Raw genomic sequence first — 22945 nt, 5'->3', positions numbered from 1 at the left:
AAAATAAGAATTATAAAGGAGTATGATTTATGAATCCAATAGTAGCAATAGTTGGAAGACCAAATGTCGGAAAATCGACATTATTTAATAGGATTGCTGGAGAAAGAATCGCAATAGTTGAGGATACCCCAGGAGTTACGAGAGATAGAATATATGCTCAGGCAGAATGGGTGAGTAAGCACTTTACAATTATAGATACTGGAGGAATAGAGCCGGATTCTGAGGAGCTGATTCCTAAAAAAATGAGACAGCAAGCAGAGCTGGCTATGGATATGGCTCAGGTAATTCTATTTGTAGTAGATGGAAAAGCTGGGCTTACTCCATCAGATAGGGATGTTGCACTTATGCTGCTAAAAACTAAGAAGCCAGTGCTTTTAGTAGTAAACAAAGTAGACAATAAAAATCTACCAGATGATTTTTATGATTTTTATGAGCTAGGTTTTGGAGAACCAATACCAGTGTCTTCAAGCATAGGCCTTGGAACGGGAGATTTACTAGATGAAGTCGTTAAAAACTTTCCACAGGATATGGATACTGAGCTAGATGAAGATGTTGTAAAGGTAGCTATTGTCGGAAAACCAAATGCAGGAAAATCTTCTATTCTAAATAGACTTATTGGTGAAGAGAGAGTTATAGTAAGCCCGATAGCAGGAACTACTAGAGATGCAATTGACACCTATATAGAAATGGATGGAAAAAAATATCTGTTCATAGATACTGCAGGGATTAGAAGAAAAAGCAAGGTTTACGAAAATATTGAAAAATACTCAGTTATTCGTGCTTATGCTTCAGTAGAAAAAGCCGATGTAGTTTTAACTGTTATAGATGCTACAGAAGGAATTTCTGAGCAGGATAGTAAAATTGCAGGGCTAGCACATGATGCTGGAAAGGCGTCAATAGTTGTAGTAAATAAATGGGATTTAATTGAAAAGGATAATCACTCAGTAAAGGAATATACTAAAAAAATTAGAGAAGAGCTACCATTTATGCAATACTGCCCTATACTTTTTGTATCGGCACTTACATCACAAAGAATGGGAAAAATAAAAGAAACTGTAGATTTCATTTTTGATGAGGCATCAAAGCGTGTGGCTACAGGAGTATTAAATGATGTAATCGGAGAGGCTGTAATGATGAACCAACCTCCATCTGATAAAGGTAAGCGTCTTAAGATATACTATGCAACTCAAGTAGGGGTAAGACCACCAACGTTTGCAATTTTTGTAAACGAAAAAGAGCTATTCCACTTTTCTTATCAGAGATATATTGAGAATAAACTAAGAGAAAACTTTGGATATGAAGGAACTCCTCTTAAAATATACGTAAGAGAAAAAAATAGAAAATAGCTTTGGAGGTACAGTTATATGAGCTGGATTTCGATAGTATTGATAAGTTATTTATTAGGTAATATTTCACCATCTTACTTTATAGGCAAAAAATTTAAAAATCTAGATATAAGAGAGCATGGTTCAGGAAATGCAGGAACTACAAATACACTTAGAGTATTGGGAGCAAAATATGCGCTCGTAGTTTTTGTAGTTGATTTCCTAAAAGGTCTAATTGCAACTCAAATAGGCTACAAAGCAGGTGGACTGGAATTTGCTCTAGTTGCTGCAGTGGCTGTTGTATTTGGGCATGTTTTTCCAGTACTCCTTAAATTCAAAGGTGGTAAAGGAGTAGCAACTAGTGTTGGAGCACTTCTTGGTCTATTTCATATTTATGGACTTATCGCGCTTTTGCTTGCGATAGCGCTTATAATGAAGACAAGATATGTATCACTTGGCTCTATTGTTGGTATGTCAACGCTTCCATTTATTTTATACTCAGCGCGTCAGCCTAGAGAATCAATTATAACTAGCATTGTTTTGGCAGGGTTTATTATATTTACGCATAGAGAAAATATTAAAAGACTCATAAACAAAACTGAGAGAAAATTAGGAGAGAAAACAAAATAGGAGGATAATATGGATACTATTTGTATTATGGGAGCAGGAAGCTGGGGAAGTGCCTTAGCTTTGCTTTTAAATAATAATGGACATAAAGTGAACCTATATGTTAGAAATGAATCTCAAGCAAATGAAATCATTAGTACAAATAAGAACAGCAAATATCTAGGAGATATAATTATACCTTCTGAGATAAATATTTTTACAGATTTAGACTCAGCGATTAAGGATGCATCAGTAATAGTGCTAGCTGTCTCTTCTCAAGCTACTAGAGCAGCTGTTATGAGTCTTCAAAATAAAATCAGTTCAAAGGTAATTTTAGTAAATGTATCTAAAGGTTTGGAAAAAGGGACTAATAAAAGAATATCTGAGGTTGTAGGAGAACTTTTGCCAAGCAATAGTTTCGTGGTTCTATCAGGACCATCTCATGCAGAAGAGGTTGCTGTAAAAATGCCTACGACTGTTGTAGCAGCTTCTGAAAATATTGAAGCAGCTGAGTACATTCAGGATGTTTTTAGCAGTGAATTTTTTAGAGTTTATACAAATCCAGATGTAATTGGAGTTGAGCTTGGAGGATCCTTAAAAAATATCATAGCCTTTGGAAGTGGAATTATAGATGGGCTAGGTTATGGAGATAATACAAAAGCTGGAATAATGACTAGAGGACTTGCTGAAATAGCTAGGCTAGGAGTTGCTCTAGGGGCTGATATATCGACTTTTGCAGGTCTATCAGGTATAGGAGATTTAATTGTAACCTGTACTTCTATGCACTCAAGAAATAGAAGAGCTGGAATAATGATAGGTCAAGGTAAAACTTTAGATGAAACTCTAGCAGAAATACAAATGGTAGTTGAAGGTATAACTGCAACTGAGGTAGCCTATAATCTAGCTCTAGAAAAAAACATAGATATGCCTATAACAGCTGAAATATATAAGGTTTTATACGAAGGCAAAGACATTAAAGAAACTATAAAAAGTCTAATGACTAGAACAAAAAAACATGAGACTGAGGACTTGATTCATTTAAAATACTCAGAGTTTTAATTACTAGAATTTTATTTTGCCATCTTAGGCTATAAACTATCAATAAGAATAAGAAAGTGTGAAAAATATATGCCAAAGTCAAAAAAGAAACGTTTTAATTTACTATATTTTTTAATATTTGGTTTTATGCTGTATTTTTGCTTTCATGTATACTTTGTTGTAAATGCGGCTACTATTAAAACTTACACTTTAGATTTGGGAGAAATATCTAATACTATAGAAAAAGATGTACTTATCCTAAGAGAAGAATATCAGCTTAAGGCTCCATCTGCAGGATATGTATCCTACTTTGCAGATGAAGGAGATAGAGTTAAAAGAGCAGATTTGGTAGCAAAAATTCAAAATGAAGAACTAAGTGGAGATGAACAGTCGACGCTTCAGATTTTGAACAGAAGAATAAATGAGTTAAAAAACAACGCAGCTATTCAAAACCCTGAAAAAGAAATTGAAGAGATAAATAATAAAATTGATTTTTTATACACTGATATATCTCATAGAATTGCTGAAAATGATATATCTTATATACCAGATTTAAAAGAGCAAATTCTTACGCTTATGGATAGAAAAAAGCTTCTAACTGGTGCATCGAGCCTAGGGAACATGACTGTGGAGCAGCTTGAAGCAAAAAAAGCTGAAATTCAGAATAAGCTTAGCTCGGAGAAATTTTATATAAAATCTATTAATCCTGGAGTTCTAGCTTTTTATAGCGACGGTTTACAAGATGATTTTTCTATTCTAAATAAAGATAAGCTATCTGTTACAAAAATAAATAAATTTCAAGATAAAAATCTCGTATCAGAAAGTGAAAGTGTCAATCAAGGAGATGTAATAGCATCTATTATTAATAACCACGTATGGTATTTAGCTACTGAGGTTACTCCTGAGGACATAAAAGTGATAGAAAGAGGTAAAGCAGTTGAAATCATTATTGATAAGGAAACTATTAAAGCAAAGCTAGAAGACTTTTATAAAGGCGAAGATGAGAAGTTTGTTGGGTTATTCAGTATTGAAGATGAAAATTTTGATTTTACTAAAAAGAGAAAATATAGGGCTCAAATTTGCTATGAAAATCCTAGCGGCTTATTGATTCCAAAAGACACTGTTACTAATTATGAAAACAAAAAAGGGGTATTTATAGTAAATGAGGTTGGAAGTGCTGTATTTAAGCCGATTGATACTATAGCTGGAGAAAATGAAAAGTATTATGTATTGAGGTATGATCCTAATGCCTTACAAAACTCCGAAAATATAAATCTTTATGATGAGCTTATAGTATCTCCTAAAAATATAAAAGATGGACAGAGGGTGAGATAATGAGTCAAATTAAGACTAATATTGAATTTGTAAATGAAGAAATAAAAAAGACATTAAATAAATGCGAAAGAAATGACGATGTAACTCTCATAGCTGTGAGTAAAACTGTAGGAGTCGAACAAATAAATGAGGCTTTAGACTCAGGAATTGAAAATTTGGGTGAGAATAAAGTCCAAGAGGTAGAAAAAAAACATCCAAATGTATCAAAAAAAGCTGTTTGGCACCTTATTGGCACTTTACAGACTAACAAAGTAAAATATATAATAAAGACAATAGACTTAATTCATTCATTAGATAGAATGCCTCTTGCAAAAGAAATTGATAAAAGAGCTAAAGAAAATGATTTAGTCATGGATTGTCTCATTCAAGTGAATATATCACTTGAGGATTCAAAGCATGGGTTACTTGCAGAAGATGTTATGGCTTTTGTAAAAGAGGTTTCTTTGAACTATAATAATATAAGAATTGTAGGACTTATGGGAATGGCTCCTTTTGAAGCTGAACCTGAGCAAACTAGACCTTATTTTAAAAAGTTAAAAAGCCTATTTGATGAATTGTCAAGTTTAGCACTTGAAAATGTTGAGATGAAGTATCTTTCGATGGGCATGACCAATGACTATAAAATAGCAATAGAAGAAGGCTCTAATATGATAAGAGTAGGAACAGGCATTTTTGGTGAAAGAAATTATGTATAGGAGGATTAGTTATGGCAGAAAAATTATCAGGAAAGATTAAAGACTTCCTTTTTGGAGGATTACGAGAAGATGATTTTGAGGATGATGAATATTTTGAAGAGGAAAACCTTTCTGTAGCACCAATTATTTCAAAGGCTTCATCAAATAAGGTTGTAAATATCAATCCTAATCAGCAGCAGATGAAGGTCATAGTTTATGAACCAACATCATATGATGATGCACCTACTATAGTTAATAGCTTAAAAACTAGAAATGCTGTAGTTGTAAATCTTGAAAATATCCATGATCCAGAAGTTTCAAAAACTATTTTCCATTTCTTAAATGGAGCTATTTATGCTATGGATGGAGATATTAGAAAGATATCAAAAGCTATATTTGTTCTTGCTCCTTCGAATATCGATATCGATGGAAACATTAAAAAAGAGCTTGAAAGTAAAGGTCTATTTAGATGGTAGACAAAAGGAGATTTTAGATGTGGGCAATTAGGACAGCTGTTAATTATTTTTTTGAAATCGTACAACTATTGGTGCTAATAAGAGTAATATTGTCATGGGTTCCAAATGTAAATATGTATTCTAAGCCAGTGAAATTTATTTATAATATCACTGAGCCTATAATGGAGCCAGTTAGAGAATTTACTGCAAGATACATAAATCTTGGACCAATAGATATTTCACCTATAATTGTCTTGTTCCTTCTAAGTTTTGTTAGAAATGTAGTTTTAAGATTATTGTTTATTTTATAAGTGAGAGTTAAATGGATAAAGAAAAGCTAACTTCTTTTATAAAAAATGTTGAACTAAAAAAAACTATAATTAAAAATCTTTCTAAGGCTGAAGGGGTCATTGACAATTATGACATTAGAAATACTGACTTTATGAACCCTTTTGAAAAAAAGAACTTCATATCGATTCTTAAGGGACTAGATTCTATAGGGTTTAGAGAGTGTAGTCCTTCAGCTATGCCCGAAAGGAGTATAATTCAGATATTTCCAGAATATATAGCAGAGGAATCTTTAGAAAAACCCTATGATATTATAAAAATAAGCGGAAATTTTAAATTTAATAAGCTCAGCCATAGAGACTATTTAGGGGCATTATTAGCTCTAGGGATAAAAAGGGAAAAGCTAGGAGATATTCACGTTCATGAAGCCTGCGCTTATATAATAGCAGACAAAAATGTAAGCCACTATATAATGTTTAACCTAACTTCTATAAATAAGGCTTCAATAACAGCCAAAATAATAGATGAAGACGATTTTGAAGAATCTATACCAAATTATCAAGAAAAAATTATCACCACTTCTTCGAGAAGAGCTGATGCTGTAGTTTCTGAAATTTTCAATCTTTCTAGGGCCAAAATTCAAGAATATATATTAAAAGAAAGATTGTATGTGGATTTTGAGCTATTTACTACAAATTCAAGAGAAATTAAGGACGGCTCTTTGATATCACTTAAAGGATATGGAAGAGCTATTTTTGATGAAGTTATATCTGAAACTAAAAAAGGCAGAATGAGGGCTAGGGTAAAAAAAGTACTTTAGGAGGATATATATGATTACACCACTTGATATAGAAAACAAAGAATTTAAAAAAGGCTTAAGAGGATATAACGAAAATGAAGTTGATAGTTATTTAGATGAAATCAAAAAAGAATATGAGAATCTTTATAGAGAAAATATAGAACTTAAAGATAAGTTAAATGCACTGACGGAGCAGATTAAAAGATATAAAACCATAGAGGAGACTTTAAAGGAAACTCTCATTGTAGCTCAGCAGACTGCTGAGGAAGTAAATGCAAGTGCTCAGAGAAAATCATCGCTTATAATTGATGAGGCTTATCATCAAGCGAAGAAAATTGTAGAACAGGCAAACAACGATGTTATTCAAATTAAAAAGGATTACGAAAACATCAGAAAAGAATTTGTAGTATTTAAAGGAAAATTTAAATCCTTGCTAGAAGATGGAATTTCAAGTATTGAAGAGACATTCAAAGATATAGAATAAATTCTTGCGTTTTTTAGCAATATAGTATAAAATAATCACTAAATATGAATACAAAAAGGCTATGATTAGGAGAGTAACTGATATAAATATTTCAGAGAGTAGAGGAAGAGGTGGGAACTCTACATAGGATTATCAGTGAAAATCACCTAGGAGCTAAAAAATCGAAAATAAGAATTCTTTATTTAGTAGATTTTTTCATCTTGCACGTGTTAAGTGCATTTGAGAGGTTCTGGTTATATGCCATGAACAACTAGGGTGGTACCGCGGAATTATTCGTCCCTGCATTTTTGCAGGGATTTTTTTGTGCAGATAATATAAGTGTATTTTATAAGCTTATTGTGGAAATAATAAGGGTTTACATTTTGAATATGATTTGAAGGGAGATATATTATGAAGTTTGAGAATTTGAATAATGCTGCAGTAAAAGATAATGAACAAAGTTTAACGGCATTTTGGAATGAAATTGACTTGCTAAAAAAGAGTGTAGAGGCTAGAGAGGATTCTCCGTCTTTTGTATTTTACGAAGGACCTCCAACTGCAAATGGGAAGCCAGGAATCCACCACGTTTTAGCTAGGACACTTAAAGATTCTGTATGTAGATATAAGACTATGAGCGGATATCAGGTTAAGAGAAAAGCAGGATGGGACACTCATGGACTACCTGTTGAGATTGAAGTAGAAAAAAAATTAAGCCTTGGCTCAAAGCAAGAGATTGAGGAATATGGAATTAAAGAATTCAATGAGGCTTGTAGAAAATCTGTATTTGAGTATGAAAGTTTGTGGAGACAGATGACAGAAAGAATGGGTTATCTTATCGATATGGATAATCCATATATCACTCTGGATAACAATTATATAGAATCTGTATGGTGGATTTTAGATAAATTCCATAAAGAAGGCTATATCTATGAAGGGCATAAAATTCTTCCATATTGCTCTCGTTGTGGGACAGGACTTGCTTCACACGAGGTTGCTCAAGGCTACAAAGAAGTTAAAACAAATACTTTGATTGCTAAATTCAAAAGAAAAGATGCAGAAAATGAATATTTCCTTGCATGGACAACTACACCTTGGACTCTAGCATCAAACGTAGCACTTGCAGTATCGCCAACAGAAGTTTATGTAAAAGTAAAGCAAGAAGATGAAATATACTATCTTTCAAAAACACTTGCACCAAAGGTATTAAAAGGTGAATATACTGTTTTAGAGGAAATCCTAGGAAAAGACCTTGAGTATATTGAGTACGAGCAACTTATGCCATTTGTAAAGCCTGACAAAAAAGCTTTCTTTGTTGTGCTTGGCGATTATGTTACAACAGAAGATGGTACAGGTATAGTTCATACAGCTCCTGCATTTGGTGAAGATGACTACAATGTTGGAAGAAAATATGGTCTTCCAGTGGTTCAGCCAGTAGGCGAAGATGGAAAGTATATAGGTACTATCTGGGATGGCAGATTTGTAATGGAAGAAGGCTTGGATGTAGATATTATCAAGTGGCTAGCTGCAGAAAACAAGCTTTACAGTAAAGAAAAAATGGACCACAATTATCCTCACTGCTGGAGATGCCAGACACCACTTCTATATTATGCAAAGCCAAGCTATTATATAGAAATGACAAAACTAAAAGACCAGCTAGTAAGCAATAACAATACAGTTAACTGGTTCCCAGATTATGTAGGAGAAAAGAGATTTGGAAACTGGTTAGAAAATGTAAACGACTGGGCGATATCACGTTCTAGATACTGGGGAACTCCACTTAACATCTGGACTTGCAGTTGTGGACATAAAGAGTCAATAGGCTCAATTAGTGAATTAGTAGAAAAGTCAATAGAGCCAATAGATGAGTCAATTGAACTTCATAGACCATACGTAGATGATATTCATATAAATTGCCCTAAATGTAATGAAAAAATGACTAGAGTTAAAGATGTTATAGATTGCTGGTTTGATTCAGGCTCAATGCCTTTTGCACAGCATCATTATCCTTTTGAGAACAAGGAAAATTTTGATGAGTTATTCCCAGCTGATTTTATTTGTGAAGGAATAGACCAAACTAGAGGATGGTTCTACTCTCTTATTGCTATATCTACATTTGTAATGGGAAAATCACCATACAAAAATGTACTAGTAAATGACCTTATACTAGATAAAGATGGCAAGAAAATGAGTAAATCAAGAGGAAACACTGTAGATCCGTTTGAAATGTTTGATAAGTATGGAGCGGACGTTTTAAGATGGTACCTACTTTATGTGTCTCCTGCATGGACTCCTACTAAGTTTGATGTGGATGCACTTAAAGAAGTTCAAAGCAAGTTCTTTGGGACAATTAAAAATGTATATAACTTCTTCTCATTATATGCAAACACAGACAATATAGACCCTAAGGAGTTTTTCATACCTTACAATGAAAGACCTGAGCTAGATAGATGGATACTTTCAAAATACAATAACCTAAAGAAATATGTGGAAGTTGAGCTTGATAGATATGACATGACAAAAACTGTTAGAGCAATTCAAGATTTTGTCAATGAAGATTTATCAAACTGGTACATCAGAAGAAGCAGAAGACGTTTCTGGGATACTGAGCTTACTTTAGATAAAAAATCTGTTTACAATACAACCTTTGAGGTTTTAGTTGGAATAGCTCAGATGGTTGCACCGTTTTCACCATTTTTATCTGAAGAGCTTTATAGAAAGCTAACTGGAGAATTATCTGTTCATATAAGCCACTACCCAAGATGTAACGATGAGCTTATAGATGAAAAGCTAGAGCATAAGATGGACCTTGTTAAAAACCTTGTTACACTAGGAAGAGCATCTAGAGAAGCCGCTAAAATCAAAGTTCGTCAGCCTATAGGAAAAGCATATATAGATGCATCTTATGAAGCTATAATGAAAGATTTGCTTCCGCTTATAGAAGAAGAGCTAAATGTTAAAGAGGTTATTTTCTCTAAAGATATCAATCAATATATGAATTTCAGCTTAAAGCCTAACTTTACAACATTAGGAAAAGCTCTAGGACCTAAGCTTAAGGAATTTTCAAGTAAGCTTTCAGCACTAGATGCTCCAGAAGCAGTAAATAAGCTTCAAAATGGAGACTCAATTGCTTTTGACTTAGCAGGAGAAAGCTTTACATTTACTAAAGACGATGTGCTTATAAATGTATCTCCTAAAGAAGGCTTTGACGTTGCTACAGAAAACAACTTATTTATAGTTCTTGATACTAATCTAACTCCAGAGCTTATAAATGAAGGCTTTGCTAGAGAATTTATATCAAAAATCCAACAAATGAGAAAAGCTCAAGATTTAGAAATGATGGATAAGATAAAAGTTTACTTTACTTCCACAGAAGAAGTTGCAAAGGCTATAGAGATTCACACTGATTACATCAAGGATGAAACTTTAGCTGTAGAAATAGTAAAAGGTGAAACAGGCAATATGCAAGAAGATGTAATTAATGGACATGATGCTAAAATTGCTGTTGAAAAACAATAATTATAAAGAAATATAGATTTGTTATAGATATAGGTTTACTTTATTGTCCATTTGGTATTAAAAAGGATTCAAACATCAAAGTTTGAATCCTTTTTTAAATAAAAAAGTTTAAGTTTTCTATGGTAATTATGATATTGCTATAATGAAATGTTCATATTAATTTATATTAGACAATAGTATATTTATTAAGCTATACCTATAAATTTGATTTAAGATAATAAAGCTCTTTTGATATAAAAAAGATTGCTACAGATGAAGCTATAAAATCAGATATAACATTGCTTATAAATACTCCTTGGATACCCCAAAAACGTGGGAGTATAAATAAAAGTGGAATAAGTATCATTCCGTATCTAAGCAAAGATAAAATGCTAGCTTTTTTAGGTTTGCTTACAGCTTGAAAATATTGAGAACTTACTGTATGAAGGCCTATAAGTGGAAGCATAAATAAATATAGCTTCATAGAATAATTTGTAAGCTTTAGAAGTTCTTTATCAGATGTAAAAATACCTGACAATAGAGAAGGATAAAACTGAATTATGGCAAATATACTAATTGATATAATAAATGATGAACCTAGAGTTAAAATAAGAGTTTCTCTCACCCTGTCATATCTTTTTGCTCCAAAATTATATCCGTTTATGGGTTGAGCACCCTGTATTATTCCTACTACAACCATATGATAGAAACTGTATATTGCCTGAACTATTGTCATTGCTGCCAAGTATAAATCATTTCCATACTCAACTACTGACCTATTAAAAATAATATTTACAAATGTAGCGAATATCTGCATATAAAAAGAAGGGGCGCCATTTTCTATGATTTCCTTAAAAAAAGATTTTTCTACGGGCATTGCAAATTTTAAGTTGATTGGAAAATTCTTTGATTTTGCAAATAGCCAAAATACAAGGACAGTAACATAAGTTTGTGAGATTACTGTAGCTAGGGCGGCTCCCTTTATACCCATATTAAAAGTAAAGATAAAAAGCGGATCTAAAATTATATTAAGTAAAGCACTTGAAACTACTATTTTCATTGATACAGAAGCTTTGCCGATTGCTCTTAGAGAGTTATTGAGACAAAAACCTGGAAGTCCAAAAATTGAACCTATAACCATTATAAAAATATAGTCTTTTGCATAAGGATAAACATCACTTGAAACCTTTAAAATATTTAGTATAGGATTCATAAAAACAATTATAATCACAGAAAAAATAGCCATGGCAATCATGATATATTTATATGCTTGATGTAGGATTACTTCCGCTTCGTGAGGTTTTTTCTCTCCGAGCTTAATAGAAATAAGGGTAGAAGAACCTATACCTATTAATAATACAAAAGCCATTTGAAGTATCTGAATTGGCATAGTTATACCAACACCTGAAAGTGCAAGGGGGCTTATTTTTTCTACAAATATTCTATCAACTATATTATAAACAGCAGAAATAAGCATGCTGGTTATAGCAGGAAGAGATAGCTGGAAAAGTAAGGCAGGTATTTTTTTTGATTCTAAGTCTTGATTCATGGTATCCTCCAGTATGGATTCTTATTTAATACAAAGTCACTTTACATTATATCAAAATCTATCTATACTATATACAAGAATATAAATCGATTTTTATCGATATGAAGGAGGCTCTTATGAAGTATAAATTAGCATTTGTTTGTGTTCACAATTCGTGTAGAAGCCAAATGGCAGAAGGCTGGGCAAAGGAATTAGGCTCTGATATTTTTGAAGTGTACTCAGCTGGAACACAGGAGTATCATGAAGTAAAGCCACTAGCCGTAGAAGTGATGAAAGAAGCTGGGGTAGATATAGGTAGTCATAAACCCAAACTGCTATCAGACATACCTTATGAATTAGACATATTAATTACTATGGGTTGCAATGTAGTTTGTCCTTTTGTACCGAATAAGTTTATGCAGGATTGGGGACTTGATGACCCTTCAGGAGGACCTATCGATGGCTATAGGACGACTAGAGATATTATAAAGCAAAAAGTAGAGGAACTAATAGAAAAAGTAAAATCCAAGGAAATTCAATTATAATTATCTTTGCTCGATTTTGCTGGGAATTTTAGAGTATTTTATCCAAAGAATTTAATTTTATGATATACTTTGAAGGATTAATATACTTATAATAGAAAGTAAATCATAAATGTAAATTTTAGGAGGCTTGTATGAATAAGTTTGGCATAATAGGAGCAATGGAAGAAGAAATAACTCTAGTGAAAGAGCTCATGAATGATATAAGAGTTTCAGAAGTAGCTGGACTTACATTCTATATGGGGAGAATCAATGACACTGATTTAGTCGTGGTTCGTTCAGGCATTGGAAAAGTAAATGCGGCTATGTGCACTCAAATACTTATAGATAGATTTGAAGTTAAGGCTATTATAAATATAGGAGTAGCTGGAGCTATAGCTGATGATTTAGAAATAGGAGATATAGTATTATCGACGAAGCTTATTGAGCATGACTTTGATGTTACTGCTTTTGGACATAAAAAAGGTGTGATTCCGAGAATGGATTCGAGCATATTTATAGCTGATGATAAGCTAATAGATATGGCATCTGTTGCGGCAAAGGATTTAAAGGATGTATATGTAAAAAAAGGCATAGTAGTTTCGGGAGACGTGTTTGTTTCTTCTTCTGAGCTTAAAGATGCTCTTCAAGCAGAATTTAATGCAGACTGCGCAGAAATGGAAGGAGCAGCAATAGCTCATGTTTGTATGCTTAATAAAATGCCATTTTTAGTAATAAGAGCTATGAGTGATAAAGCAAACGGTGAGGCACCAAGTAATTTCGATGAGTTTGTATTTGAATCAGCAAAGAATTCAAAAAAACTTATACTCAATATGCTAACTAAGTAGAATGGAGGGATTACAATTGGATAAAAAAACTATATTTAGCGGCATGCAGCCATCTGGAAAACTAACTCTTGGAAATTATCTAGGAGCTATGAAAAATTGGGTAGCATTACAAGATGAATATAATTGTTATTACTGCGTTGTAGACCTTCATGCCATAACAGTTCCACAAGTTCCAAAGGATTTGAGAAAAACGACTTTAGATGTGCTAGCTCAGTACATTGCAAGTGGAATTGATCCTGAGAAAAACACTTTATTTATTCAATCTCATGTGCCTGAGCATGCTGAGCTTTCATGGGTGTTAAATACTATGACCTATATGGGCGAGTTAAATAGAATGACTCAGTTCAAAGAAAAATCTCAGAAAAAAGCTGAGAATTTAAACGCAGGTTTATTTACCTACCCTGTACTTATGGCTGCGGATATACTACTATATTCAACTGACCTAGTTCCTGTTGGTGAGGACCAAAAACAGCACTTAGAGCTTGCAAGAGACTTGTCACAGAGATTCAACTCAAGATACAGCGATACCTTTATAGTTCCAGAAGGTTTTATACCTAAAGAGGGAGCTAGAATAATGAGTCTTCAGGAGCCGAGCCAAAAAATGTCAAAATCAGATGAGAATCCTAATGCTACGATTCTCATGTTAGATTCAGCCGATGCTATCACAAACAAAATAAAAAGAGCTGTAACTGATTCTATAGGGATTGTTGCGTATAACGATGAGCAAAAAGGGATAAAGAATCTCATTAACATATATTCAACCTTCACAGGGGAGTCTACGGAAGCTATAGTAAGTAAATACGAGGGTAAAGGCTATGGTGACTTTAAGCGAGAGACAGCAGAAGTAATAGTTGAGGGACTAAGACCTGTAAGAGAAAAATACGAATATCTTATGGAGAATAAAGACTATCTAGAGGAAATTTATGCAAAAGGTGCGGCAAAGGCACATAATAAGGCTAGAAAAACTTTAGATAAGGTTTATAGAAAAGTAGGATTTGTTCAAGCTAAAAGATTTGAATAGGTGAAAGGAAAAAGTAGATGTACTTTACATTAATTAGCATTCTAATAATAATAGACCAAGCTATAAAATGGATTTCTAGAACAAAGCTCACAAAATTTGAATCATATCCTGTAATTGATGGTTTTTTTCATTTTACCTATGTAGAAAACAGAGGAGCAGCTTTTGGAATGCTTCAAAATAAAACATGGTTTTTTGTTTTAATAACATTGGTAGTTGTAGGCTACATGATTTATTTTACTAAAAAAAATAAAAATATAGATAAAAAGCTAACCTTTGTTTTAAGCATAATAACTGCTGGGGCTATAGGAAATCTAATTGACAGAATATGGCTTGGATTTGTAGTTGATATGTTTGATTTTAGAGGTATTTGGCAGTTTGTATTCAATTTTGCTGATATTTGCGTTGTAGTCGGTGGGATATTGCTCATTTTTTTAATTATTAAGGACAAAGAAATTTTGGAGAAAATATGATAGAAGAAAAAAAATATTTTATAGTGGATGAGGAAGAAGAGGACTTAAGACTAGATGTGTTTATCTCATCTGCGCTTAGTGATTTATCTAGAACCTATATCCAGTCGCTCATAAAAGATAAAAAAGTTACGGTGAATGATAAGATAGAAAAATCGAGCTACAAGGTTGCTCAATTAGATAACATTTGCATTTTAATTCCTCCAGCAAAAGAGCTAGTTATCGAAGCAGAGGATATTCCTATAGAAATTTTATATGAAGATGAAGATTTAGCTGTTGTATATAAGGAAAGAGGAATGGTAGTTCATCCTGGAGCTGGAAATGCAAATCATACCCTTGTAAATGCTCTTATGTATCATTTCAAAGGACAGCTTTCGTCTATAAATGGAATAATTCGCCCTGGAATAGTACATAGGATTGACAAGGATACATCTGGACTACTTATGATTGCTAAAAGTGATATAGCTCATAGAGGACTAAGTGAGCAGCTTAAGGAGCACACAGTTCAAAGAACGTATACCTTTATATGTCATGGCAATATAAAGGCAGATGAATTTACAATAGATGCACCAATAGGAAGAAATCCAAGAGACAGAATGAAAATGGCTGTAGTCAGCGATGGCAAGCATGCGGTTACTCATATAACAAAAATAAAGTCTAACGAAAACTATTCGTATGCTATGGCAAATTTAGAAACAGGACGAACTCATCAGATTAGAGTGCATATGGCAAGTAAAGGGCTTCCACTTGTTGGGGACACCCTATATGGTCCTCATAACTCTAAGTTTAAAGCCCAAGGACAGCTTCTTCATGCTAAGACTCTTGGCTTTGTTCATCCAGTAACTGGTGAGTTTATGTTATTTGAAAAAGAAGAGCCAGAAATTTTTAAATCATTTTTGCAAAGATTTTTACTTGATTAAACTGTAGTAAAAAGGTATAATCATTAGAGAATTTAATGGAGGCTTCAAAAAATCCATTAAAGGAGGGATAAGATGCAAGAAAAAGCTCTTATTATGGATGACAAGGCTATGGATAGAGCAATAACTAGAATTGGCCATGAAATTATTGAAAAAAACAAAGGTGTAGATGAGGTAGCTCTAGTAGGAATTAAAACTAGAGGAGTCCCACTTGCCAAGAGAATTGCAAAAAAAATAGAACAAATTGAAGGTAAAAAAGTCACTGTTGGCGAGCTTGATATTTCACTTTATAGAGATGATTTATCTGAAAAAGCTGATCAAGCTGTCGTAAAGGAATCCAATTTGGGATTTGATGTGACAAAAAAAATCATTGTATTAGTAGATGATGTGCTATATACAGGAAGAACTGTAAGAGCAGCACTTGATGCTATTATGGATGTTGGAAGACCTCTTACTATTCAGCTAGCTGTGTTAATCGATAGAGGCCATAGAGAGCTACCGATAAGAGCAGATTATGTAGGAAAGAATGTCCCTACATCAAAGCTAGAGGTTATTAAAGTCAGCATTGAAGATGTTGATGGCAAAAACTATGTTTCAATAAATGAGTAATATAATGTTAACCTTTTAAATCAGTCCAGGGAGGCTGAAAAGGGGAGAAAATATAGTCTTTCTCCTCGCACGTAATCATAAGGAGGAAAAGATAATGTCAGAAAAAGCTATTAATGTTTCAGAAGTTAACACTCAATCAGTAAGTACAGCATTTAATCAATTAAAAAGAATAATACTTGCAGCTCAGCATCTTATTGCTATGTTTGGCGCTACTGTTTTAGTACCAATATTAACAGGAATGAACAGCTCGGTTGCACTTGTATGTGCCGGTATTGGAACCCTTATTTTTCATTTATGTACAAAGGGTAAAGTGCCGGTATTTTTAGGTTCAAGTTTTGCTTTTATACCTGTTATTATATCAGTTGGCGAAATATATGGAGATTTAGCATATGCTCAAGGTGGAATAATGGTTGCAGGGATGATGTATGTACTTATGTCTCTAATCGTAGCAGCTATAGGAGTAGATAAAGTTAAAAGCTTTTTTCCATCTCAAGTTATAGGGCCGATGATAGTAGTTATAGGTTTAAATCTAGTACCAGTAGCATTTTCAATGGCATCAAGTAATTTCATATTAGCTGGAATTACACTTGCAACTGCACTTTTAATTACATTTTTCGGTAAGGGATTTTTTAAGCAACTTGCTATTATTACAGCGGTATTTGTAGGATATTTATTATCTTGGCAGATGGGAGTTTTAGATACAAGTTCTATTACAAGTGCAGGATGGTTCGGTATGCCAGCATTTACAATGCCTAAATTTGATATAGGAGCTATATCGATAATTGCACCAGTTGTATTAGCGGTGTTTATGGAGCATATAGGAGACATTACAACTAATGGAACAGTGGTTGGAAAAAACTTCATGGAAGATCCAGGGCTAAACAGAACTTTAATTGGTGATGGACTGGCTACAATGGTTGCTGGATTTTTAGGAGGACCTGCAAATACTACTTATGGAGAAAACACAGGAGTACTTGCAATAACTAAAAACTACGACCCTTCTATACTTAGAATTACAGCTGTTATAGCAATAGTTTTAGGTACTATAGGAAAAGTAGGAGGCTTCCTTCAAAGTATTCCTACCTCAGTAATGGGTGGAATATCACTTATGTTATTTAGTATGATTTCACTTATTGGTGTTAGAACAATAAGAGATAGTAAGATTAAAATGGATATAAAGAATATTATAATAATGGTTGTTATTTTGATAATAGGTCTAGGTGGGAATGTTGGAATCAATATTGCAATCCCTGTAACTGAGCAAGTTAGTATAGCAGGACTTAGCTTAGCGGCTTTAGTTGGAGTAATTCTTAATAAAATAATATATAGTGTAGCGAAATAGTAAATCATTTAGAGTTATAAACAAAACTAAAAACTATATTAAATAAATTTTAATAGTATAAATAATCAACTATAAAATACCTCCAAATTAGAGAGTCTAATTATTATACTTTCTGCTGGGAGGTATTTTATTAGTTTTTGGAATAAAAATTGTGTGTAAATAGCTCTGTTTATCATTCGAAATAGGATATATATTTATTAGCATCAGTATTTTTAAGATACACAAAATTAAATTCTCTTGTTATATGATTATTTTTTATTTTGAAGGTCATAAGATTAGAATCGCTTTTTGCAACAGCATTATAAACAAATGAAATTCCAGCTTCGTAAATAACAAGCTTTTTTATAACCTCAAAGCTGCTGATACAAGTTGTAGTTTTAAATGAATCAAGAGAATGATTATTGTTTATTAAGATTTGTTCTAGAATTGCTCTAGTGCCAGAACCTTCTTCTCTAATTATAAGATTCTCATCAAATAATGATTCGATAGGTACTTCTTTGCCTGCAAAGGAATGGTTTTTAGCACAGATTCCTATAAAGGCTTCTTCTCTTAGCAGTTTATATTCGTAGTGAGCCTTGTCAAAAAAACCCTCTATTAAAGCCAATGAAATTTTTTTGTGATTTAAAGCATCAAGTAAATTGCTAGTATTATCAACATAAAGAGACAAATCAATATCTTTAGTATTTAATAGCTCTATAATGTTATCTGTTATTACATAATCTCCAATTGTTTTTGTAGCGCCTATGCGTATAGCTTGCTTGATTTTCTTAGAAAGCTGGTTTTTTATAGTAGCTTGGTTATAGTCAGCAGATCTTAAATAAGCTTCAAATAATACTCCCTCAGGAGTTTTGGATAATTTTCTTGAGCTGTATTTAAAAAAATTACATCCGTAATAGTTTTCCAGAAACTTAATATGTTGAGTCACAGCAGGCTGAGTCATATTAAGCTCCTCGGCAGTAATCCTATAATTCATAACATCGCAGAGCTTTAAAAATGTATATATTCTGCTATCTAACACAAAACCACCTCATAATAAAAAATTATTGATTAATAAAATATAATAATTAGAATTTATCATAAAACAATGATAATATCAATTCATAGAATACCATACTTATTAAGGCAATAATATATTATAGAAATGGAGTGACCTCAAGATGAGCAAAAAAATATTGGACTTATTACCAGGATTGGCTTTAGCAGTTGTTATTGCAATAGTAGCTAGATTTTTAGAAAATCTGCTTCCTATTCATTTGATAGGGGCGTCAGTAATAGCTTTATTTATAGGAATGCTTATAAATCACTACTATAAGTCAGATAAATTAAAGCCAGGGCTAAAATTTACATCTAAAAAAATATTAAAATTTGCAATTGTACTTTTAGGAGCATCACTTAGCATTAAAACAGTACTCACAATAGGAAAATTATCACTTACAGTTATGATATTTACTCTTTTGACCTGCTTTGGTGGAGGCTATATTATTGGAAAGCTTTTAAAGCTTAATTGGAAGCTGTCTAATCTTATTTCTGCTGGGACTGGAATATGTGGAGGGTCAGCAATAGCAGCTATTGCCCCAGTAATAGAAGCGGATGACAACGATATAGCTTATGCAATTTCAGCAACATTTTTATTTGATATGGCTATGATACTTTTATTTCCTGTTATGGGAAGAGCCTTGGGACTTAGTGATATGGCATATGGATTATGGGCAGGGACTGCTGTAAATGATACCTCTAGTGTTGTTGCAGCTGGGTTTGCATTTAGTGAAGCAGCTGGAGATTTTGCAACTATGGTTAAGCTTACAAGAACTCTTTCTATTGTTCCTGTAGTTCTCATTTTTTCAGTTGTAAGTGCTAAAATCAAGCAAAGCGAAGCTGGAGAAAAGCAAAATAGTGTGTATAGTCGTAAAAAAGTAAAAATTTCCTCTATTTTTCCTTGGTTTATATTAGGCTTCGTAGCTCTTACTATGGTAAATTCAATTGGTGTTATTCCTAGTGAGTTTGGACTATTAGCAAAAGACATAAGCAAATTTTTAATGGTAGCAGCACTTGCTGCCATAGGATTAAATACTGATATAACTGAAATGAAAAAATCAGGAATAGCTCCTATGATACACGGCTTTATAATTTCTGCACTTGTAGTCATAGTAGCATTGGTAGTGGAGTATTTTATGGGCATAGTATAGAAATTTAGTTAGAATCTATTAGATTTTCTTTTAATTCATTAAACTTATCATCTAAAATAGCTTCATCGGTTTTTGGAGCTATTTTAACTTCATCATGCTTAGATTTAGTTGCTTCATAATATCTGTATAAAATATCGTTTATTTCTCCACCTAGCACTAATATTATTCCAGTTAGGTATAACCAGAACATAAGGGCTATTACTGCCCCTATAGAGCCATATACAGCGCTATAATTAGCAAAGTTGTTTACATAGATACCAAACCCATAGGAAACTAATAACCAGCTTGTAACAGCAAAAAATGTGCCTGGTAGAGAATTTTTAAAAGGCTGATTTACATAAGGAACTATATGATATAAAAGAGCTATTGTAATAAATAATATAAAAAATACAATGACCCATCTAATATAAACCCAAACAAAAACTATAATATTAGATATTCTAAAAAAATCAGCTATTAAAAATGCAACATTTTTGCCTAAAGCAGGAAGCAAAAGCGAAATCACAATTGCAAACCCTAAAATAAGTGTAAAAAAAATTGAGACTGCTTTTTTTGTTATAAAATTTCTTTTATTCTCTACATCATAAGCTGTATTTAGAGCTATAATCAGAGAGTCTACAGCCTTTGAGGCTGAAAAAAGTGAAGCTAAAAGACCAATAGAAAGTAAAGAGGTGTTTCTAGTCTCGACGACAGATTCTAGATAGCCTCTTAAGAGCACTACTATTTCTTCAGGTGCTATTGCGCTTATTTCACGAATTATAGACTCTACAGATATATTTAAAAAACCTAAAAGAGCATTGAGAAATATTAAAAAAGGAAAAACCGAAAGCAAAAAGAAATAAGCAAGCTGACCTCCAGTTTGACTTATATTGTCTCTTGCAAATCTTTTTGGTAGCTCTAAAATCAAGTTTTTCAAACTATGCTTAGTTATAAGATTTAATGAAATACTTTCGTTTTTATCCAATTCAAACACCTCTGATCTATCTTTTTAATTCCATCTTTTTCTATGTGTATACCCTAATAAGGATGTATTTCACATCAAAAATCTTCTGAAGATAAATTAAGTACCCATGAAGCAATTTTTAATTGTCAATGGGTACCTAGGAATATGATTTAAGCTCTAAGTTTTACTACCTTTTCTTCATCAGGATTTACAAAAACTGTAGTTTGGTTATCATAAATTACCATTCCTGGCTTTGCGCCAGATGGTTTTTTAACATTTTTTCTAGCAGTATAATCTACGGCTACCTTTGATGACATTCTTGCCTTGCTAAAATAAGCTGCAAGCTCGGCAGCCTCCTCAAGAGTTTGGTTTGTTACTGTATCTAATGTAGCTTTTATAATAACATGTGAGCCAGGGATATCCTTAGTATGGAGCCATATGTCATCAGGAGATGAAAGCTTTGTAGTAAGCTCGTCGTTTTGTTTATTATTTTTTCCAACTAGTATTGTAATATTATCTGAGGATATAAACTGCATAGGGGCTGATGCTTCTATGGCTTTTACTTTTTTGGATGAAGTTTTTAATTTCAAATAGCCTTCACTATAAAGCTCCGTTCTAATTTCTTCGAGTTCATTTAGAGATTCAGAGCTTTCGATTGAAAGCATTACGTTTTGTAGATACATGAGCTCTTCTTTTGCAGAAGAAATCTGAGAGGATAGCTCTGATTTTCTTGTTTTTAGCTTATTATATTTTTTGTATAAGGATTGAATATTTTCGCTAGGAGTTTTGTTTATATCCAATTTTATGGTGATTTCAGCAGAGCTATCTTCTTGATTATAGTAATCTGAAACGGTAATCTCATCCATTCCTTTTTGGAGCATATAGATATGTGCAGTTAGCAAATCTGCTTGTTTTTTGTAATCTTCCATTTTATCGGTATCATTCATTTCTTGAAGCTGTTTTCCTAGCTTGTTTTCCAATCTATCTATCTTAGTTTGAAGGAGCTTTCTCATGCTCATAGATTTCTGGCTTAATCGCTCATTTCTATCTTTTGAGCTATAAAATGTCTCTGTTGCAAGACTTATTGATTCATAATTTTCTATACTCAAAAATTCATACATGGTCAGTTTTATCAGGCTGAAATCGATATATTTATCTAAGCGCTTATCGATTACTATGCAAGGATGAAAAATTTCATTTTTAATTTGATTTATTATCCTTTCAAAAGAATTAAAAATTCTCTCAAGAGATATATCAGAAATTAAATTTGTAGATAAATCTAAATCTATCGATGACCTGTAGCAAATTTCTTTAGCGATTAAAGGACTGATTCCGTCATAGCTGTTATATATAGCTTTGTACACAGGACTATCCTTTTCAGTGAGCTTCGATTTGAATTCACTTAAGCTAAGGTTAGAGAGGGGATTGATTTTGTTTTGTGAAGGAGCAAATTTATATTCCTTGCCTGGAAGAACCTCTCTTACTGAGCTAATGGTTATAGGAATTCTTTTTATTGAGTCGAGAATTTTGTTTGATTCCTTATCCACTAAGATAATATTGCTGTGTCTTCCCATTATTTCTATTGATAAAGTTCTAAGCTTAGGAGTTTTCAAATCATCTAGAGCCTCAATATCAATATTGATTACTCTTTCAAGACCTTCTTGTGATATAGAAATTATTCTTCCACCTTGAAGATATTTTCTAAGAATCATCAAAAACATAGGAGCTTTTAAGGGATTTTCTTTTTTATAACTTTCAGTAAGATAAATCCTCGGATTCGAGCTACTTGCACTTATAAGCAGCTTGTAAGTTTTTCCTTCATTTCTTATTGCAAGAAGAACCTCATCCTTTTCTGGCTGAGTAATCTTGTCAATTTTTCCACCTTTTAGAGTAGTGTTTAACTCGCAAATGATGCCATATATAGTTAAGCCATCTAAAGCCATAAAACTCACCTTCTTAATTTAAAATTTTGTTGTGATAGAAAGATTATATTCAATATTTCAGATAATGTCCAATTCAGCTGTATAATTAGGCAAGATAATAATTATCATGTTAATAAGATATCAAATTATAAAATATTTTTAA

The 22945-nt window shown here is 32.7% G+C and carries 22 protein-coding genes and 1 other annotated feature; of the genes, 18 read left to right on the top strand and 4 right to left on the bottom strand.

The window, feature by feature from the left end; all coding sequences use genetic code 11:
- Nucleotides 1-29: 29 nt before the first annotated feature.
- From der to ileS, 10 genes are all read left to right on the top strand, one after another.
- Entirely contained in the window at nt 30-1346 is a 1317-nt protein-coding gene (gene der, locus CLOST_RS09525) for a ribosome biogenesis GTPase Der (RefSeq protein WP_013362097.1), read from the top strand.
- 18 nt (nt 1347-1364) lie between these two features.
- Nucleotides 1365-1955 (top strand): glycerol-3-phosphate 1-O-acyltransferase PlsY, encoded by a 591-nt coding sequence (gene plsY / locus CLOST_RS09520; protein WP_013362096.1) that lies wholly within the window; start codon nt 1365-1367, stop codon nt 1953-1955.
- Between the two features lie 9 nt (nt 1956-1964).
- Nucleotides 1965-2990: an NAD(P)H-dependent glycerol-3-phosphate dehydrogenase gene (locus CLOST_RS09515; RefSeq protein WP_013362095.1), complete on the top strand. Its 1026-nt coding sequence runs from the start codon at nt 1965-1967 to the stop codon at nt 2988-2990.
- A gap of 126 nt (nt 2991-3116) precedes the next feature.
- Nucleotides 3117-4304, top strand: coding sequence for a biotin/lipoyl attachment domain-containing protein (locus CLOST_RS09510; RefSeq protein ID WP_231853128.1), 1188 nt, complete (start codon nt 3117-3119; stop codon nt 4302-4304).
- The gene (locus CLOST_RS09505) at nt 4304-4999 is read left to right on the top strand and encodes a YggS family pyridoxal phosphate-dependent enzyme (protein WP_013362093.1); all 696 of its coding nucleotides are present in this window, start codon (nt 4304-4306) and stop codon (nt 4997-4999) included. Before CLOST_RS09510 ends, CLOST_RS09505 begins: the two co-directional genes overlap by 1 nt.
- Before the next feature lie 11 nt (nt 5000-5010).
- Nucleotides 5011-5454 (top strand): cell division protein SepF, encoded by a 444-nt coding sequence (locus CLOST_RS09500; protein ID WP_013362092.1) that lies wholly within the window; start codon nt 5011-5013, stop codon nt 5452-5454.
- Between the two features lie 17 nt (nt 5455-5471).
- Entirely contained in the window at nt 5472-5744 is a 273-nt protein-coding gene (locus tag CLOST_RS09495; RefSeq protein WP_013362091.1) for a YggT family protein, read from the top strand.
- Nucleotides 5745-5755: 11 nt separating this feature from the next.
- The gene (locus tag CLOST_RS09490) at nt 5756-6541 is read left to right on the top strand and encodes a YlmH family RNA-binding protein (RefSeq protein WP_013362090.1); all 786 of its coding nucleotides are present in this window, start codon (nt 5756-5758) and stop codon (nt 6539-6541) included.
- Between the two features lie 10 nt (nt 6542-6551).
- On the top strand, nt 6552-7004 hold the full coding sequence (locus CLOST_RS09485) for a DivIVA domain-containing protein (RefSeq protein ID WP_013362089.1): 453 nt from the start codon (nt 6552-6554) through the stop codon (nt 7002-7004).
- Nucleotides 7005-7056: 52 nt separating this feature from the next.
- Nucleotides 7057-7288, top strand: a binding site (T-box leader).
- 106 nt (nt 7289-7394) lie between these two features.
- The gene (ileS, locus tag CLOST_RS09480; protein ID WP_013362088.1) at nt 7395-10499 is read left to right on the top strand and encodes an isoleucine--tRNA ligase; all 3105 of its coding nucleotides are present in this window, start codon (nt 7395-7397) and stop codon (nt 10497-10499) included.
- 196 nt (nt 10500-10695) lie between these two features.
- Here the strand turns inward: ileS and CLOST_RS09475 are convergent, their stop codons facing one another.
- Complete coding sequence (locus CLOST_RS09475; RefSeq protein WP_013362087.1) at nt 10696-12027, bottom strand: MATE family efflux transporter; 1332 nt, start codon at nt 12025-12027, stop codon at nt 10696-10698.
- 116 nt (nt 12028-12143) lie between these two features.
- Here CLOST_RS09475 and CLOST_RS09470 point away from each other — a divergent pair, with 116 nt between their 5' ends.
- The 7 genes from CLOST_RS09470 to CLOST_RS09440 all read left to right on the top strand — a co-directional run bounded on the left by CLOST_RS09470 (nt 12144) and on the right by CLOST_RS09440 (nt 17731).
- A complete protein-coding gene (locus CLOST_RS09470; RefSeq protein ID WP_013362086.1) occupies nt 12144-12551 on the top strand; it encodes an arsenate reductase ArsC in 408 nt (135 codons plus the stop codon).
- Between the two features lie 131 nt (nt 12552-12682).
- Nucleotides 12683-13375 carry a 5'-methylthioadenosine/adenosylhomocysteine nucleosidase gene (locus tag CLOST_RS09465; RefSeq protein ID WP_013362085.1) on the top strand — a complete coding sequence of 231 codons (693 nt, stop codon included), beginning with the start codon at nt 12683-12685 and terminating at the stop codon, nt 13373-13375.
- Nucleotide 13376: 1 nt separating this feature from the next.
- Nucleotides 13377-14396 carry a tryptophan--tRNA ligase gene (gene trpS, locus CLOST_RS09460; protein WP_013362084.1) on the top strand — a complete coding sequence of 340 codons (1020 nt, stop codon included), beginning with the start codon at nt 13377-13379 and terminating at the stop codon, nt 14394-14396.
- A 17-nt stretch (nt 14397-14413) separates the two neighbouring features.
- The gene (lspA, locus tag CLOST_RS09455) at nt 14414-14866 is read left to right on the top strand and encodes a signal peptidase II (RefSeq protein WP_013362083.1); all 453 of its coding nucleotides are present in this window, start codon (nt 14414-14416) and stop codon (nt 14864-14866) included.
- Nucleotides 14863-15783, top strand: a complete 921-nt coding sequence (locus CLOST_RS09450) for an RluA family pseudouridine synthase (RefSeq protein ID WP_013362082.1) — start codon at nt 14863-14865, stop codon at nt 15781-15783. The genes lspA and CLOST_RS09450 overlap by 4 nt, the downstream gene beginning before the upstream one ends.
- A 72-nt stretch (nt 15784-15855) precedes the next feature.
- Entirely contained in the window at nt 15856-16389 is a 534-nt protein-coding gene (gene pyrR, locus CLOST_RS09445) for a bifunctional pyr operon transcriptional regulator/uracil phosphoribosyltransferase PyrR (protein ID WP_013362081.1), read from the top strand.
- Nucleotides 16390-16483: 94 nt separating this feature from the next.
- Nucleotides 16484-17731, top strand: coding sequence for a uracil-xanthine permease family protein (locus tag CLOST_RS09440; protein WP_013362080.1), 1248 nt, complete (start codon nt 16484-16486; stop codon nt 17729-17731).
- Between the two features lie 172 nt (nt 17732-17903).
- On the opposite strand, the gene CLOST_RS09435 is transcribed toward CLOST_RS09440, so the two are convergent.
- Nucleotides 17904-18749 (bottom strand): LysR family transcriptional regulator, encoded by an 846-nt coding sequence (locus tag CLOST_RS09435; protein ID WP_013362079.1) that lies wholly within the window; start codon nt 18747-18749, stop codon nt 17904-17906.
- 139 nt (nt 18750-18888) lie between these two features.
- Here CLOST_RS09435 and CLOST_RS09430 point away from each other — a divergent pair, with 139 nt between their 5' ends.
- Nucleotides 18889-19917, top strand: a complete 1029-nt coding sequence (locus tag CLOST_RS09430) for a YeiH family protein (RefSeq protein WP_013362078.1) — start codon at nt 18889-18891, stop codon at nt 19915-19917.
- Nucleotides 19918-19921: 4 nt separating this feature from the next.
- Here the strand turns inward: CLOST_RS09430 and CLOST_RS09425 are convergent, their stop codons facing one another.
- Both CLOST_RS09425 and CLOST_RS09420 read right to left on the bottom strand, forming a co-directional pair.
- Nucleotides 19922-20881, bottom strand: coding sequence for a YihY/virulence factor BrkB family protein (locus CLOST_RS09425; protein WP_013362077.1), 960 nt, complete (start codon nt 20879-20881; stop codon nt 19922-19924).
- A 149-nt stretch (nt 20882-21030) separates the two neighbouring features.
- Nucleotides 21031-22803: an Rqc2 family fibronectin-binding protein gene (locus CLOST_RS09420; RefSeq protein WP_013362076.1), complete on the bottom strand. Its 1773-nt coding sequence runs from the start codon at nt 22801-22803 to the stop codon at nt 21031-21033.
- Between the last annotated feature and the right edge of the window lie 142 nt (nt 22804-22945).

Source organism: Acetoanaerobium sticklandii, assembly GCF_000196455.1.
Taxonomy (GTDB): Bacteria; Bacillota; Clostridia; order Peptostreptococcales; family Filifactoraceae; genus Acetoanaerobium; species Acetoanaerobium sticklandii.
This window is presented reverse-complemented; position numbering and strand designations above follow the sequence as displayed.

Coding starts and splice junctions, on each gene's coding strand:
- der (WP_013362097.1), top strand. CDS start 30: ATGAATCCAATAGTAGCAATAGTTGGAAGACCAAATGTCGGAAAATCG.
- plsY (WP_013362096.1), top strand. CDS start 1,365: ATGAGCTGGATTTCGATAGTATTGATAAGTTATTTATTAGGTAATATT.
- CLOST_RS09515 (WP_013362095.1), top strand. CDS start 1,965: ATGGATACTATTTGTATTATGGGAGCAGGAAGCTGGGGAAGTGCCTTA.
- CLOST_RS09510 (WP_231853128.1), top strand. CDS start 3,117: ATGCTGTATTTTTGCTTTCATGTATACTTTGTTGTAAATGCGGCTACT.
- CLOST_RS09505 (WP_013362093.1), top strand. CDS start 4,304: ATGAGTCAAATTAAGACTAATATTGAATTTGTAAATGAAGAAATAAAA.
- CLOST_RS09500 (WP_013362092.1), top strand. CDS start 5,011: ATGGCAGAAAAATTATCAGGAAAGATTAAAGACTTCCTTTTTGGAGGA.
- CLOST_RS09495 (WP_013362091.1), top strand. CDS start 5,472: ATGTGGGCAATTAGGACAGCTGTTAATTATTTTTTTGAAATCGTACAA.
- CLOST_RS09490 (WP_013362090.1), top strand. CDS start 5,756: ATGGATAAAGAAAAGCTAACTTCTTTTATAAAAAATGTTGAACTAAAA.
- CLOST_RS09485 (WP_013362089.1), top strand. CDS start 6,552: ATGATTACACCACTTGATATAGAAAACAAAGAATTTAAAAAAGGCTTA.
- ileS (WP_013362088.1), top strand. CDS start 7,395: ATGAAGTTTGAGAATTTGAATAATGCTGCAGTAAAAGATAATGAACAA.
- CLOST_RS09475 (WP_013362087.1), bottom strand. CDS start 12,027: ATGAATCAAGACTTAGAATCAAAAAAAATACCTGCCTTACTTTTCCAG.
- CLOST_RS09470 (WP_013362086.1), top strand. CDS start 12,144: ATGAAGTATAAATTAGCATTTGTTTGTGTTCACAATTCGTGTAGAAGC.
- CLOST_RS09465 (WP_013362085.1), top strand. CDS start 12,683: ATGAATAAGTTTGGCATAATAGGAGCAATGGAAGAAGAAATAACTCTA.
- trpS (WP_013362084.1), top strand. CDS start 13,377: ATGGAGGGATTACAATTGGATAAAAAAACTATATTTAGCGGCATGCAG.
- lspA (WP_013362083.1), top strand. CDS start 14,414: ATGTACTTTACATTAATTAGCATTCTAATAATAATAGACCAAGCTATA.
- CLOST_RS09450 (WP_013362082.1), top strand. CDS start 14,863: ATGATAGAAGAAAAAAAATATTTTATAGTGGATGAGGAAGAAGAGGAC.
- pyrR (WP_013362081.1), top strand. CDS start 15,856: ATGCAAGAAAAAGCTCTTATTATGGATGACAAGGCTATGGATAGAGCA.
- CLOST_RS09440 (WP_013362080.1), top strand. CDS start 16,484: ATGTCAGAAAAAGCTATTAATGTTTCAGAAGTTAACACTCAATCAGTA.
- CLOST_RS09430 (WP_013362078.1), top strand. CDS start 18,889: ATGAGCAAAAAAATATTGGACTTATTACCAGGATTGGCTTTAGCAGTT.
- CLOST_RS09420 (WP_013362076.1), bottom strand. CDS start 22,803: ATGGCTTTAGATGGCTTAACTATATATGGCATCATTTGCGAGTTAAAC.